Source organism: Halothiobacillus neapolitanus c2 (assembly GCF_000024765.1).
Lineage (GTDB): Bacteria > Pseudomonadota > Gammaproteobacteria > Halothiobacillales > Halothiobacillaceae > Halothiobacillus > Halothiobacillus neapolitanus.
Map to the genome: position 1 here is coordinate 641,477 of NC_013422.1, position 14,680 is coordinate 656,156.

Consider the following 14,680-nt stretch of genomic DNA (forward strand, 5'->3'; position numbering starts at 1 on the left):
ACAATGTTATATATGTGTTTTATTTTTTTATTTGTTTATTAAAAAAAAATTAACCACGCCAGTTCGCAAGATCGGAGCATGCGATCGTGAACAGGGCCGCTTCCTGATTGTGCATTTCGATCCATGAAAGCCGGTGCTGGGGCCAGGTTTGGTCTATCAGGCGTCGGCCATTGCCGACTTCGACAAAAAGATAACCATCCGGCGAGAGATGTTCGCCAGCCGTGTCGAGCATGCGCTCAACGAGGGCCAGGCCTTGATTCGGCGCATAGAGTGCCATGGCCGGTTCGTGGTGATATTCCTCTGGCATGTCCTCGGCTTCAGCCGGATCGACATAGGGCGGGTTGCTGATGATCAGATCAAAGCGCAGCGGGGCGTCGGTTTCATCCTTCAGGTTATCCAGAAGATCCGATTGGTAAAGCTCGACACGATCTTCGAGTTGGTAGTCTCTAACATTTCTGGCGGCGATACTGAGTGCGTCCATCGAAATGTCGCAAGCACTAATCATCGCTTCAGGAAAGTATTGAGCAAGGGCGATGGCCAGACAACCGGAACCGGTACCAATATCCAGAATCGATGCAGGTGGCGTGTCTGTGCCATACCAGGGCTCGAAATGCTGCGCGATCAATTCGGCAAATGGCGATCGGGGTATCAGCACCCGTTCGTCCACATAATAAGGTTGCCCCATGAACCAGGCGCGATTGAGTAGGTAGGCGGTCGGGATGTGTTCGAGGCAGCGTCGGCGGATCAGACCCGTGACCAAGGTTATTTCACCGGGCGTAAGCTTGGCCGACCAATGCATCGCATCCAGATCAAGCGGAAGATGCAGGCTATCGAGCACGAGCCAGGCGGCTTCATCCCAGTACTGTTGGGTGCCATGACCGAGAAACACCTTTTGTTCATCCATCCGGCTGGTGGCCCAGCGCACGAGATCCAAAATGGTGACCAGTTGTCTCGTGTCCTCGATCAACGGGTAAAGCGGATCGGTTTGGGCGTGGCGCCCTGCTGGCTCAGAATGTTGGGGTGCAGTCATATTGTGTGCTTTGTCGGCCGGTCACATAGAGGTTGGCCCATTGTGGCAGAACAGGAGGTATCATGTCCCTGATTTCCTAACAATGTGAACGACGATGACAGACCTGAACGCCCCTCCTGATGAAAACAAACCGGTTTCTCCTACCTTCGCTCAAAGCTTGTGGACGCTGGTGCAATATCTGCTGCCACATCACCTGATCTCGCGCTTGGTCTTTCGCGCCACTCGTTGGCGCACGCCGTTCACTACGGGTGTCATTCGCTGGTTCGTGCGCCGTTTCGGGGTGGATCTGAGCGAGGCCGTTGAGCCGGATCCCGCGGCTTACGCTACATTCAACCAGTTCTTCACCCGGGCACTGAAGCCGGGTATCCGCCCCATGCCGGATGATGCCGCTGCATGGGTAAGCCCTTGCGACGGCCGCGTGAGCCAGTTGGGTGCGATTCAATCGGGCAATCTTTTACAGGCAAAAGGGCGCGACTACACCGTGCAGAGTTTGCTCGGTGGGGATGCGTCGTTGGCCCAACGCTTTGAACAGGGACAGTTTGCAACGATCTATCTTTCGCCCCGCGATTACCATCGCATCCATATGCCTTGCGATGGCGAGTTGCGGGAAATGATTCATGTGCCGGGGCGGTTGTTCAGTGTCTCACCCGTCACTGTTCAGCAGGTGCCGGAAATTTTTGCGCGCAATGAGCGGTTGGTGTGCTTGTTTGATACGGCCCACGGCCCGATGGCACTGGTGCTGGTTGGTGCGATCAATGTGGCGGCGATTGAAACCGTCTGGGCAGGCATTGTGACGCCACCGGCCGGAGTTGAAGTCAACCGTTGGCTCTACGGTGGCGATACCGGTATCAATATCTCTTTATCACGTGGTCAAGAGATGGGGCGCTTCAATATGGGCTCGACCGTTATTCTGCTTTTGCCGGAGGGATTGGCTCTGGATTCGCGGTGGCAGCCACAGTCTGTTATTCAGCTCGGCGAGCGTTTGGCAAGTCCACAGGCAGATTGATCCACAAAAATTTTTTGTCCTGAAATGGTCTATTTACAAGTGGATCATTTCCAAAGTTTTTTGTGCGCGCGCCTAAAACGTTTATATTTTTAGCTGGTTTCAGTTATCCAAACAGGGAAAAGGAAGGGATCGCCATGACGCAGTCAACGGATTTGCATGGTCTGCTTGACCAGCTTTTGATGCGTGAGCCTCTGGATGCCGTGCGTCTGTTGGGTGAGGAATTCGTTAACATCAACTGGCAGGATCGCGATGAATCCGAGATCAGCGTGATTGTGGCCGACTTCCTGCCCTTTCTGACTCGCCTCGCGGGCCGGATTCGAACCGATTTGCGTCAATCGCCTTTGCCCTTGAGCGACAAGGGTCGTTTGCGGATTGATGCGTTGCTTCGTGTGTACCGCTACGCACAACTGATGCTGAACCTGAAATTGAACTCGCTCACTGAGCGTGTCGATAATGATTTCGGCTCCGAATATCTCGTGCGGGCGCATCAGGAGCGAGTCGATTGGACAATCCGCATCATCATGGATTGTTATCTTTCCTACGTGGATGTACCCAAATCACTGTATGTCGATTTGCACCAGTTGGTCGATTTGGCGCGTGGCGAATTGCAGGAAGCACATCCTGTGGGCTGGCAATCGATTTACCAGTGTTACGTGGCCATTTTGACGCTCGCCGTTATTAATCCCTACGGGCTGACCCGGGAAGAAATGGAAGACAGCTGCGCCTGCCTGATTCAGGTGGGTAGCGCGATCAAATTGGTTCACGATGAACCGACCCCGACCAGTCGGTTCATCGATCTGACCGGAAAGATCATGCCGCATCTGGCTTTGAGGACGCGCACCAACCTGACCGAAGCGGGCTTTTTCCTTGATCTGGGTGGTTTATACCAACCTGAAATGACGGCCGGTTTATCGCCTGTTTGCAGATCACAGCTCTACCATCTGCTTGATCATCTGAAGTTCTTCTTCGTCGGGCGTGGTGATCGAGAGACTAAATCAACGCTGCCGGAACAAAGCAAACAGCACACCAGCCTGATTACCCTGGGGTTCTTGAGTGTGCATCATCGTCTGGAGCGACTGAGCCAGAATGAAAGTCATCAGGAAAGCACCATTGCTCTTGCAGGGCTGGATTGGGAGGGCTTGGATCAACCAATCCGCGGAAAAGTGGCCTCGATCAGTGGTGTGGCCGATTTCAAAATGGATATTCAGACCGGGAATTCGAAGGGGCAAGTAGACTGGGATGCGGACGTCGGTACTGGTCAAATTAGCAATAGACATCATCAACCAATGAACGAGCCGGGTACTTGGGATGTGGTCAATTTCTCCGCCAGTGGATTTCGATTCCATTGGCGGTTGTCCTCCAACAGCCATGCGGCGGTTGACGATTTATTGCTCGCGGAGTGGCCCGAGCAGGATAAAACAGGGTCAGCGATGGCCATCGGGATCGTACGCTGGGTGCGCCACATGGACGCAGAGCACAAAACCATTGATATGGGCGTACAACGTTTTTCTGGTACCGTATTTGCCAGTTACGCGCGTGATTATCGGGCGGGAGAAACGCGTTGGAGCAAAAGTTGGCCCGTTATTGTTCAGTTGGATGAGCATGCAGTACCCATACGGATTATTCTCTCGACTGCGCTGGCAGTCGAAGCACAGGAACTTTTGGTCATGCAGGAAGAAGCGGAAATACGGTTGCGCCTGGGCTCGGTTTGCCAGACAGGGCAGGATTTTTTGATGATGGAGGCGTGCCGTGTTGATGCGTGATGTGGCCAAACAGCGGGCTTTTGCCGTGCTTTACCTTTCAAATGAAATCAATGATGCAGTGACACTGCGTAGTCAGCTTCGTAACCACGGTTTTGCGGCCAATGTTTTACACGCAACATCCTTCGAAGAGGCGCTGACCCAGGCAGGCAAGAATACATTGGATGTCGTTTTGGTCGATTTTGGAAGTCATTCCGGCAGCGTGCTCGATACCATGCTGGAGGATAACCATCGCCCGGTTTTTGATCGCCTGCCCAAACTGGTGATCGCCGATGTGGACGACGATGATCAGGTGTTGCCGTTGTATGAGTTGGGCGCCACGGCGGTTGTTACGCACGAGTCGCGGCTGATTCCCGTATTGGTTCGGGAGGTGGCTGCGTCCATGACCGAGCAGGAAAGGACGCTTTTCCAGAAAAAGCTGGCCAGCGCCGAAGGTCGTTGCCAAAAGCTGATTGATGGCTCCGGTGAGGCCCTCGCGTATATTCAGGATGGCCTGCACATTTATGCCAATCATGCCTATCTGAGCTTGATGGGCTTTAACGAACTCGAAGAGTTGATTGACGAGCCATTGCTGGATCGTGCCGTAGGCGATAGCGCGGCACGGCTCAAATCGTTTCTCAAAGAAGACGAAGCCAGTGATGAGTTTGAATTGGAGACAGAGGGTGGGGACCGAATCAAAGTCATCATCTCTTCGTCGAAAGCAACTTTCGATGGCGAGGCCTGCCTGCAATTGTTTGTCGCCCCGAAGCAACAGAATTCGGCCGAAATCGAGGAACAACTCGAATTCCTGTCTCGACGCGATTTGTTGACAGGTCTATACAACCGTAATTACTTCTTCGATCAGTTGCATGAGCGGATTGATCTGATCAAGCAGAGCGAAAATGAACAGGGCGTGTTGATGATGCTGGACATCACCAACAGCGAAGCCCTGAAGAAAATGATTGGAACCACGGGAGTGGATAGCCTCCTGACCGAGTACGGCAAGGAAGTGGAGGCGCTGGTCGGCGGCAAAGGATTGGTGGCGCGCCATGGGGCGTACTCATTCCTGGCTCTGTTGGGTAAAACCGATTTGCCCCATGCCGAGCAGGTCGTGAACAGTCTGTTGGGCTATACCAAGGACTATATTTTTACCCTGGGAACGACATCGGTCACCATCAATATTTCCATTGGCTACACGTTGCTGGACATCAATGCGCCTGCAAATGTCATGGAATTGGTCGATCGTGCTGAACGGGCAACCAATAAGGCATCGGAGCAGGGTGTCAATCTGGCCGAGTTCTACAAGCCTGATCTCAAAACGGCCAGTGATGCAGAGCAAGAGGAGATATGGGCTCGTCGAATCAAGGATGCGCTCAAGGAAAACCGCTTCTTTTTGGCGTTCCAGCCCATTGTCTCGTTACAGGGGCACCGCGATCTCAATCGGTTCGAGGTGTTCCTGCGGATGATCGATGAGCAGGGTAATCCATTGAAACCTATGGAATTTCTTGGCAAGGCAGAACGCGGCGATCTCATGCAGTCGATTGACCGCTGGGTCATTCTGAGTGCGATCAAGGAGGTCCATGCCGGATTGAAACGCGCTGAGAACATCAAGCTTTATCTGCGCATCAGTGAGCAATCGCTTCGTGATGAAGAATTTGCACAGTGGTTGATGAATCGACTCGCCAGTGTTCGTCTACCCGACCTGCTTCTGGTTATCCAGGTTCGTGCCGATACGGCGGGGTATCTGCTCAAACATCTCGAGAACCTGCGCGATACCATCGCCCCGCTGGGTTGCGGCTTGTTGATCGACGGTTTTGGGGAGGGTGCCGACTCCTACCGCCTGCTCGACCACCTCAAAACCAAAGAGATCAAGATTTCGCGTGCCCTGCTGGAAAATTTCAGTCAGGAAGCGGCTCACCAAACGGCGGTAACCAAATTGCTGAACGAAGCCAACGCACGTGATGTTTCCGTGATCGTGCCCAATGTAGAAGACCCGGCCACACTGCAGTTGCTCTGGCCGATGGGTGTCGATCTGGTGCAGGGTGATTTTATTCAGAGTCCACGCAAGGGGCTTGAATTTGACTTTTCCCAGTTCTGATCAGGTGTGGATAGCATGAGCGCGAAATTATCGACTGCGGATGACTGGGACTGGATTGTCATTGATCAACTCGAATTCGATGCGATCATCGGTATCTACCCGCATGAACGGGAGCAGGTGCAGCCGCTAAGGGTAGACCTTCGACTGGGCGTGGAGCCCATCCACGCAGCAGTTCAAAGCGACGATATCTCTACTACCGTTGATTATCAGCGTGTTTGTGAAACTGTGATGGCACTGGCTCAATCAGGTCAGTTCAATCTGGTCGAGACACTGGCACAGCGGTGTGCCGACGCCCTGTTTGCGGCATTTCCAATTCAGGCGATTCAACTGTCCGTCAGCAAACCATTGGCTTTGCCGTACACGCGGGGCGTTGGCGTCGAGATTTTCCGCCGCCGTCCCGTTGTCGAGTTTGAGCTTTAATAAATCTACCGACGCGATTCAAAGCGATGATGCCTGAGCCTGATTTCTCCCTGCCTGTTCCTTCGTCCGAAGACCAGATCAAGAGCATGACATTGATCGAACACCTGCAAGGCAGGATGATCGATGAGCCGTTATCCTTTTCGGATTACATGGCCGAGGTGTTGTATCACCCCGATTACGGCTATTACGGCAGCGCTCAGGTGCAATTCGGCGCCGGTGGCGATTTTGTCACAGCGCCAGAGCGTTCGCCTTTTTTCGCGGCAGGCCTCGTGTACGAGTGGCAACAGATCCAGCGCGATTCCCCGGTTCGTCAGGTCTGTGAACTGGGCGCGGGTTCCGGCCAACTGGCCTTGGATTTCCTCCGTACGTGTGACACACGCGGTTGCATGCCCGATCAATATCTGATCTGGGAAATCAGCCCCGGACTGCGCAAACGGCAACAAACACGCCTGAAGGATGAGCTCAAACCCGAGCTGTGGTCGCGTCTGACCTGGGTGGAAGACAGGGAAGCAAAAGACTTGGCAGACATCTGGGCCGGAGGCATGGTGATCGCCAATGAAGTCGTCGATGCCATGCCGGCCTGCCGTTTTCGCTGGCGTCCCGGTCAGCTCGATACGCTCGAGGAACTGAAAGTCGGTTGGGTTGGGAAGCGATTCGGATGGGTTGCCGATACAGCCTCCCCCGAGTTGCGAGCCGCTCTGGCCGATTGCGCCGGACTATGGCCGCTGGACGATCTTGCGCCTGAACCGGTCGCTGCGGAAATCAATCTCGACTTATCGCGATGGTTGGCATCCATCCGTACGCTGTTTGGCCACCCGGAAGCGGCAAGCATTCTGTATCTTTTCGATTACGGCGGACATACTGCCGAAGTCTATCGTCCGGATCGCGTGGATGGCACCCTGCGTTGCCATTACCGCCATCGTGCGCACGACGATCCGTTCGTCTATCCCGGCTTGCAGGACATCACCACCTGGGTCGATTTTGAACGGCTCGCCCGTTTGGCACGGGAAGGGGGCTTTGTCGTCGATGGTGAACGCAGCCAAGCGGCGTGGCTGCTGGGCACCGATGTGCCGGATAGCTTTTCCCGGCAGATGCAGGCTGTGACGGATCGATCGGCCAGCGCGCGCATTGCCCAGGGCTTCAAGGAACTGGTCATGCCCACCGAAATGGGCGAACGGTTCCGCGTATTGCGTTTGCGAACGCCCGAACCTTCGTTGCGGTGATCGTCGGAGTTTTTTCAGGTTGATTTAGGGGGCGCACATGCCCAGATGTCAACTGATGGCCTATCATGTCGGGCAACGTGTTTCGTTGCTGCACCGCTATTGCGTCGGCGAACCACAGATTTTCCCGTTTTTTGAGCCACTGCCCTTATGAACCTGTTCGATTCCCATTGCCACCTCGACAAGCTCGATTTGACGCCATTTGACGATTCGTTCGATCAATTCATGATGGCCGCGTTCGAAGCCGGTGTGCGCCGCATGTTGTGCGTGGCGATTCATCCCGACCGCTGGTCGGATATGGCCGAATTGGTCGCACCTTATGCGCATCCGTGCGAGGATCGTCCGCAAGTCTGGCTTTCGTTCGGTATCCACCCCACCGAAGACCCCGACTATGACCTTGAAGCCGAGGCCATCGTGGCGTATGCGCGCGCGAGTCCTTATTCCGGGCAGATCGTGGCCATCGGCGAGACCGGTCTCGACTACTTTCGCAGCGGCGAGGCCGAACGTTGGCAGCATGAGCGTTTCAGAGCCCACATTGCGGCGGCGCTTGAACTGAAAAAACCGGTCATCATCCACACGCGTGCGGCGGCCAAGGACACCATCGACGTGCTGCGATCGGAAAATGCCCGTGATTGCGGCGGGGTGATGCACTGTTTCGTCGAAGACTGGGATACGGCAAAAAAGGCACTGGATCTCGGGTTTTATATTTCCTTTTCCGGCATTCTCACCTACAAATCGGCCGCCGATCTGCGGGAAACGGCCAAGAAAGTACCGCAAGACCGGATACTGATCGAAACCGATGCGCCTTATCTCGCGCCCGCACCGCATCGCGGCAAGCCCAATACGCCAATCTATGTGACGCACACTGCGCAAACGCTTGCCGATGTGCGGGGTGAAACGCTCTCTACCGTGGCTGAATACACCGATGCAAATACCCGGCGTTGGTTGAATCTGCCCTGATGGACCTGACTTGTTGTCATGAATGAATTTGAACTCATTGCGCGCTACTTTTCCCGCCCGTGTGCGGATGCATCAGTGGTGTTGGGGGTGGGGGACGATTGCGCCGCATTGCGGGTGCCCGAAGGGGAGCACTTGCTGGTCAGTACCGACCTGCTTGTTGAAGGACGACATTTTCCCGAATCGACGGCCGCCTTCGATGTGGGTTACAAGGCCATGGCGGTAAATCTTTCTGATCTCGCCGCGATGGGTGCTCGGCCTTTGGGCGTAACGCTGGGGTTGGCTTTGCCGTCTATCGAACCGGATTGGCTGGAGGCATTTGCGAAGGGTTTTTATACCTTGGCTGAGCAACACGGTATTTGTCTTGTCGGTGGTGATACGGTCAAGAGCCCGGTTCTTTCCTTGGCGGTTACGATCATGGGCAGCGCCCCACCGGATCGAATGCTCACGCGCTCGGGCGCACAGTCCGGTGATCTGATTGCCGTAACCGGTACACTCGGCGATGCGGGTCTGGGTCTGCGTTCGATTCAGCGTCCCGAATCCATGCCTCCCTCCTTGAATCCGGAGGACATCGACTTCTTGCAGATGCGCCTGAATCGCCCCACGCCGCGAGGGGAGGAGGGCAGGCGGCTTGCCGAGGTGGCCCATGCCGCTATCGATATCTCCGATGGCTTGTTGCAGGATTTAGGGCATATTTTGCGCGCCAGTCATGTGGGTGCCGTTGTTGAGGCCGATCGCCTGCCGATTTCACCCGCCGCCCGCGCATGGCTTGCCGCCGACCCAACACAACATAACCTTCCCTTGACGGCGGGAGATGACTACGAGCTGTTGTTCACCATTGCGCCCGATCAGTGGGCAATGCTGGATGTGCCCGCCACCGTGATCGGGCGAATCACCCAAGATAAGCGCCTGCGGGTACTGGACGCACAGGGACATGACATGCCGGTACACGTGCAGGGGTTCGATCACTTCGCGCCGGTAAATTTGGATTAGGTCATGAGTTCACATCAGAAAAATCCGCCGATTCCTCATCTTGCCCGCCGTGTGTGGCGCGATCCTGTATTGTGGCTCGCCTTCGGATTTGGCAGCGGTTTGGCGCCAAAGGCACCGGGCACGTTCGGAACCTTGCCGGGCATCGCCCTGGCATGTGGCATTGGCGTGCTCGCCACCAGTCTGGCCGTGCCAGCGGGATATTTGATGGCAGCCGCTGTCCTTCTACTCACACCCATCGGTGTGTTTCTTTGCGGCAGGGCCAGTGAAAAGCTCGGTGTGCACGATCATGGCGGCATCGTGTTCGATGAAATTGTCGGCGTGTTGATCCCGTTCATCCTGATTCCGGTGACACCGCTCAACCTGCTTTGGGGGTTTGTGGCTTTCCGCGTGTTCGATGTGCTCAAACCCTGGCCGATCAGCTGGCTGGATCGTCGTGTATCCGGAGGATTGGGCATCATGGTTGATGACCTGCTGGCCGGAATATTTGCCCTTGCTGCCCTGTTGATTCTGTCCAGAATCTTTCCTGCTGCTTTTTTTGCAGGCTAATGATGCGGGTTCGAAACTTTCTGCTTATCGATGTGGCCTAACATTCCCAATCTTGGAAAAGGAGCGTGACGATGAACATGAGACGTTTATATTCCTTGGTTATTGCCGGTGCCTTGATCAGCACCCCAATGGTTTGGGCTGCGGGGCCGACTGCCTCCGAAGAACCCGCAATCAAGTCGCTGACGCCAGCTGAGGTCGCCTCGGGCGCTTTGACGCCGCAGGTTCAGGGTGGTGTGCATTTTGTTTCCGGCGGATTCGGTGTCGAAGAGCGTGCTTGGTTGGCGGCCCATGCGCGAGAATTCAATACCCATTTGACCTTTGCGGTCGTGCCGGGCGGTGAATTCGTCGCCGATGTCCCGGTGCGGATCAGTGACGCGAAGGGCGCGTCAATCCTTGAGGCGACGTCAGACGGGCCGCAGATGTTTGTTCAGTTACCGGTAGGTAAATATCAGGTCGAAGCAACCCATGACGGGCAGGCCATCAAACGTTCCTTTACCGTGGCTAACGCACGCTCGGTACAGATCACGATTGGATTTAAAAAATAATCAGCCAGAGACGAAAATCAGTAGAAAATATATGGCATAAGGCGTAAAAAAGCCGAGCAATAAGCCCGGCTCATATTAGGGAAGCTCGAAAAACCAGTCATTCCCGCGTAGGCGGGAATCCGGCGCCTTGATTTTTCTGGGTTCCCGCTTTCGCGGGAACGACGAATAACGGGTATTTCGAAGTGCCCATTAAGATGTTGCGCTTAGAGCGATCGTTCTTGAACGATATTAACGCGAAGGCTTGTATGGCCCAGGATTAGGCTGGCTCTTCCACTCTTTAACTGCAATGGGCTGTAGGCTGGCGATGTAATTCGCATATTTAATCGCACCTTCGAAGTCACCTTTTTTAGCCAGCTGATCTGAGTGATCCAGAATTGGTTTTTTCGCTTTGGGGTTCCAAGGCGCAATACCTTCGGCTTCAACTTTCTTGACTTCTGCCATGGCAGCGGTCTTGGCCTTTTCATAGTCAGCCATGTTAGCTGCATTGGCAGCACTGATGCCGACAAAGAGGGTGGCTGCGGTTACTGCTGTGGCTATCTTCTGAGCTTTTTTCATTCTTGATTTCTCCTGGTGGTTTCCCTTGGTGACCTTATCGGTACAAAGGAGACTTTAGCTCAGAGTAAGTGCTCTGGCTACTATCTCGGCGGGTTTGAGTTTACCCGCTAACCATCCATCCTTATAATTGGCAAAATTTTCATTACCGTAAGAGATCTTTATGATGCGTATAGTCGATGAAGGCCTGACCTTCGATGATGTTCTGCTCGTCCCCGCGCATTCCACTGTTCTGCCGCGAGAAGTCTCACTCAAAACCCAACTGACACGCAATGTCTGGTTGAACGTGCCGCTCGTATCGGCTGCCATGGATACCGTGACCGAAGCCCGCCTTGCCATTGCGCTGGCGCAGGAAGGCGGCATAGGCATCATTCACAAAAACATGTCTGTTGCGATGCAAGCCGATCACGTCCGACAAGTGAAAAAGTACGAATCTGGCGTTATCAAGGACCCCATAACGGTCCCACCCGACATGAGCATCCGCGATGTGCTCAAAATCACGCGCGATCACCGCATCAGTGGCGTGCCGGTAGTTGACGGCATGGATCTCGTGGGTATCGTCACCAGCCGCGATCTGCGTTTTGAGCGCAATCTGGACCAACCGGTCAGCAAGATCATGACCCAGCAGGATAACCTCGTCACGGTCAAGGAAGGCGCCAGCCGCGAGGAAGTTCAGGCCTTGTTGCACAAGTTCCGCATCGAAAAAGTGCTGGTTGTGAATGATCGTTTTGAATTGCGTGGCATGATTACCGTCAAGGACATCCAGAAATCAACCGATTACCCTAATGCATCCAAAGACTCCCAGGGCCGTCTGTTGGCCGGTGCCGCTGTCGGCACCGGTGGCGATACCGAAGAGCGCGTGGCTGCATTGGTCGCCGCTGGCGTGGACGTGCTGGTCGTGGATACCGCGCATGGCCATAGCCAAGGCGTGCTTGATCGTGTTGCCTGGGTTAAGAAAACCTACCCGCATGTGGATGTGATCGGCGGTAACATTGCGACAGGTGCAGCGGCACTCGATCTGGTCGCCGCGGGCGCCGACGCCGTCAAGGTCGGGATCGGCCCTGGTTCCATTTGCACCACACGAATTATCGCGGGTGTCGGTGTGCCGCAAATCACCGCCGTTTCCAATGTGGCAGAAGCACTGAAAGGAACGGGCGTACCGTTGATCGCCGACGGTGGCATTCGTTATTCCGGCGATTTCGCCAAAGCGATTGCCGCCGGTGCGCACACGGTCATGGTCGGCAGCATGCTGGCGGGTACCGAAGAAGCACCCGGTGAAGTGGAGCTGTTTCAAGGGCGTTCCTATAAATCCTACCGGGGCATGGGTTCGCTTGGGGCCATGCAGCAAGGTTCCAGCGATCGTTATTTCCAGGGCGAATCGGCGGTTGAAAAGCTGGTGCCCGAAGGTATCGAGGGACGGGTGCCTTACAAGGGCTCACTGGTCGCGATTGTGCACCAGATGCTCGGTGGCCTGCGCTCATCGATGGGGTACGTGGGTGCTCGTGACATCACCACCATGCGCACTGTCCCGCAATTCGTCCGGATTACCAGTGCGGGCATACGTGAATCGCATGTGCATGATGTCGCTATCACCAAGGAAAGTCCGAACTACCGCATCGATTGATTCGGTCGCTATGATTGCACTAAACCGCAGCGGCCGCTTGGCCGCTGTCTGCTTTAGGAATCTCTGATTCAATCAGACGTTCCGTGCGGCACAAGGATGTGCCGTCATAAACAATAATTTAAATTATTGTTTATGAAGAAAATCGAAAATCGCATTTTTTGATTTTCGCCCTCTGAAAATTCCAGGATGGAATTATTCAGAGCTTATTTTAAGGAAACAGACGAATGACTTCACACGCAGCCGATATTCATGCCGAACGCATCCTGATTCTGGATTTCGGTTCGCAATACACCCAGCTCATCGCTCGTCGCGTGCGCGAGTGCGGTGTGTACTGCGAAATTCATTCCTGGGAAGTAGATGATGCGTTCGTGCGCAGTTTTACACCGCAAGGCATCATCCTTTCCGGCGGGCCGGAATCAGTTATCGAAGCGACGCCGCCCGCTGCGCCTCAGGCCGTGTTCGAATTGGGCGTGCCGGTGCTGGGTATTTGTTACGGCATGCAAACCATGGCGGCGCAACTCGGTGGCGTGGTCGAAAATGCCGATCATCGTGAGTTTGGCTACGCCTCCGTGCGTGCACGGGGTCATACGGCGCTGTTGAAAGACATCGAAGACAGCGTCACGCCGGAAGGCTTTGGTATGCTGGATGTCTGGATGAGCCATGGCGATCATGTCATCGAACTGCCAACTGGCTTCAAACTCATGGCATCGACCGATAACGCGCCCATCGCCGGCATGGCCGATGAAACGCGCCGGTTTTATGGCGTTCAGTTCCACCCCGAAGTCACGCATACGCGCCAGGGCCACCGCATTCTGGAGCGATTCGTCCGCCAGATTTGCCAGACGCACGGCCTGTGGAAACCCGACAACATCATTGACGACATGCTCGCACGTATCCGCGATCAAATCGGCGGCGACGAGGTGATTCTGGGGTTGTCAGGTGGCGTCGATTCTTCCGTGGTTGCCGCATTACTGCACAAAGCAATCGGCGACCAGCTCACCTGCATCTTCGTCGACAACGGCCTGCTGCGGTTGAATGAAGGCGATCAGGTCATGAGCACCTTTGCCCAGCACATGGGCGTGCGCGTGATTCGCGTCGATGCCGAGGCGCGCTTTCTTGCCGCGCTGGAAGGTGTCGCCGATCCAGAGGACAAACGCAAAATCATTGGCGGCATCTTTGTCGAAATCTTCGAAGAGCAGGCCAACCTGCATAAAAATGCAGCCTGGCTGGCTCAAGGCACGATTTATCCCGACGTGATCGAGTCCGCCGGTTCCAAGACCGGCAAGGCGCACGTCATCAAGTCGCACCACAACGTTGGCGGTTTGCCCGCGCACATGCGTCTGAAACTACTGGAACCGCTGCGTGAATTGTTCAAGGACGAGGTCCGCAAGATCGGTGTCGAGCTCGGCCTACCGAGCGAGATGGTGTACCGTCATCCGTTCCCCGGCCCGGGCCTTGGCGTGCGCATCCTGGGTGAAGTGAAAAAACACTACGCCGACCTGCTGCGCCGCGCCGATGCCATCTTCATCGAAGAACTGCGTGCTGCGGATTTGTACGACAAAGTCTCGCAGGCTTTCGTCGTCTTCCTGCCGGTCAAATCCGTCGGCGTGATGGGTGACGGCCGCAAGTACGACTACGTGGTAGCCATGCGCGCGGTGGAAACCATCGACTTCATGACCGCCCGCTGGGCGCACCTGCCGTATGAATTCCTCGAGCGCGTTTCTTTGCGCATCGTCAACGAGATCAACGGCATATCTCGAGTCGTGTACGATGTGACCGGCAAACCACCGGGCACCATCGAATGGGAGTGACGGGTACTGACCTCGTGTCAACTCAATCGTCCCGAACGCCACAAACAGGTTTAGGGAAGCTCTGATCTAATCAGAAATATCGTGTAGGGCGGGGATGTCTTGTCATGAACGATCACATAAGTGATTGTTCATGCAGATC

The 14,680-nt window shown here is 55.0% G+C and carries 13 protein-coding genes; 11 read left to right on the forward strand and 2 right to left on the reverse strand.

The window, feature by feature from the left end:
- Positions 1-49 precede the first annotated feature (49 nt).
- Complete coding sequence (gene prmB, locus HNEAP_RS03025) at positions 50-1,030, reverse strand: 50S ribosomal protein L3 N(5)-glutamine methyltransferase (protein ID WP_012823486.1); 981 nt, start codon at positions 1,028-1,030, stop codon at positions 50-52.
- Between the two features lie 94 nt (positions 1,031-1,124).
- Here prmB and asd point away from each other — a divergent pair, with 94 nt between their 5' ends.
- From asd to HNEAP_RS03070, 9 genes are all read left to right on the forward strand, one after another.
- Positions 1,125-2,036, forward strand: a complete 912-nt coding sequence (gene asd / locus HNEAP_RS03030; RefSeq protein ID WP_012823487.1) for an archaetidylserine decarboxylase — start codon at positions 1,125-1,127, stop codon at positions 2,034-2,036.
- A 134-nt stretch (positions 2,037-2,170) separates the two neighbouring features.
- Positions 2,171-3,799 (forward strand): hypothetical protein, encoded by a 1,629-nt coding sequence (locus tag HNEAP_RS03035; RefSeq protein ID WP_012823488.1) that lies wholly within the window; start codon positions 2,171-2,173, stop codon positions 3,797-3,799.
- Complete coding sequence (locus HNEAP_RS03040; RefSeq protein WP_012823489.1) at positions 3,792-5,873, forward strand: EAL domain-containing response regulator; 2,082 nt, start codon at positions 3,792-3,794, stop codon at positions 5,871-5,873. Before HNEAP_RS03035 ends, HNEAP_RS03040 begins: the two co-directional genes overlap by 8 nt.
- A gap of 15 nt (positions 5,874-5,888) precedes the next feature.
- On the forward strand, positions 5,889-6,293 hold the full coding sequence (gene folB / locus HNEAP_RS03045; RefSeq protein WP_012823490.1) for a dihydroneopterin aldolase: 405 nt from the start codon (positions 5,889-5,891) through the stop codon (positions 6,291-6,293).
- Between the two features lie 26 nt (positions 6,294-6,319).
- Entirely contained in the window at positions 6,320-7,516 is a 1,197-nt protein-coding gene (locus HNEAP_RS03050; protein ID WP_012823491.1) for a class I SAM-dependent methyltransferase, read from the forward strand.
- A gap of 147 nt (positions 7,517-7,663) precedes the next feature.
- Positions 7,664-8,473, forward strand: a complete 810-nt coding sequence (locus tag HNEAP_RS03055; protein WP_012823493.1) for a TatD family hydrolase — start codon at positions 7,664-7,666, stop codon at positions 8,471-8,473.
- Between the two features lie 18 nt (positions 8,474-8,491).
- Positions 8,492-9,463 (forward strand): thiamine-phosphate kinase, encoded by a 972-nt coding sequence (gene thiL / locus HNEAP_RS03060; RefSeq protein WP_012823494.1) that lies wholly within the window; start codon positions 8,492-8,494, stop codon positions 9,461-9,463.
- A 3-nt stretch (positions 9,464-9,466) separates the two neighbouring features.
- Positions 9,467-10,009 carry a phosphatidylglycerophosphatase A family protein gene (locus HNEAP_RS03065; protein WP_012823495.1) on the forward strand — a complete coding sequence of 181 codons (543 nt, stop codon included), beginning with the start codon at positions 9,467-9,469 and terminating at the stop codon, positions 10,007-10,009.
- 71 nt (positions 10,010-10,080) lie between these two features.
- Positions 10,081-10,554 carry a hypothetical protein gene (locus tag HNEAP_RS03070; protein WP_012823496.1) on the forward strand — a complete coding sequence of 158 codons (474 nt, stop codon included), beginning with the start codon at positions 10,081-10,083 and terminating at the stop codon, positions 10,552-10,554.
- A gap of 228 nt (positions 10,555-10,782) precedes the next feature.
- Here the strand turns inward: HNEAP_RS03070 and HNEAP_RS03075 are convergent, their stop codons facing one another.
- A complete protein-coding gene (locus HNEAP_RS03075) occupies positions 10,783-11,109 on the reverse strand; it encodes a hypothetical protein (protein WP_012823497.1) in 327 nt (108 codons plus the stop codon).
- A gap of 163 nt (positions 11,110-11,272) precedes the next feature.
- Between HNEAP_RS03075 and guaB the strand changes: the two genes are divergently transcribed.
- Together guaB and guaA are read left to right on the forward strand one after the other, a co-directional pair.
- The gene (guaB, locus tag HNEAP_RS03080; protein ID WP_041600636.1) at positions 11,273-12,730 is read left to right on the forward strand and encodes an IMP dehydrogenase; all 1,458 of its coding nucleotides are present in this window, start codon (positions 11,273-11,275) and stop codon (positions 12,728-12,730) included.
- A gap of 224 nt (positions 12,731-12,954) precedes the next feature.
- Positions 12,955-14,541 carry a glutamine-hydrolyzing GMP synthase gene (guaA, locus tag HNEAP_RS03085; protein ID WP_012823499.1) on the forward strand — a complete coding sequence of 529 codons (1,587 nt, stop codon included), beginning with the start codon at positions 12,955-12,957 and terminating at the stop codon, positions 14,539-14,541.
- The last annotated feature ends 139 nt before the right edge of the window (positions 14,542-14,680 follow it).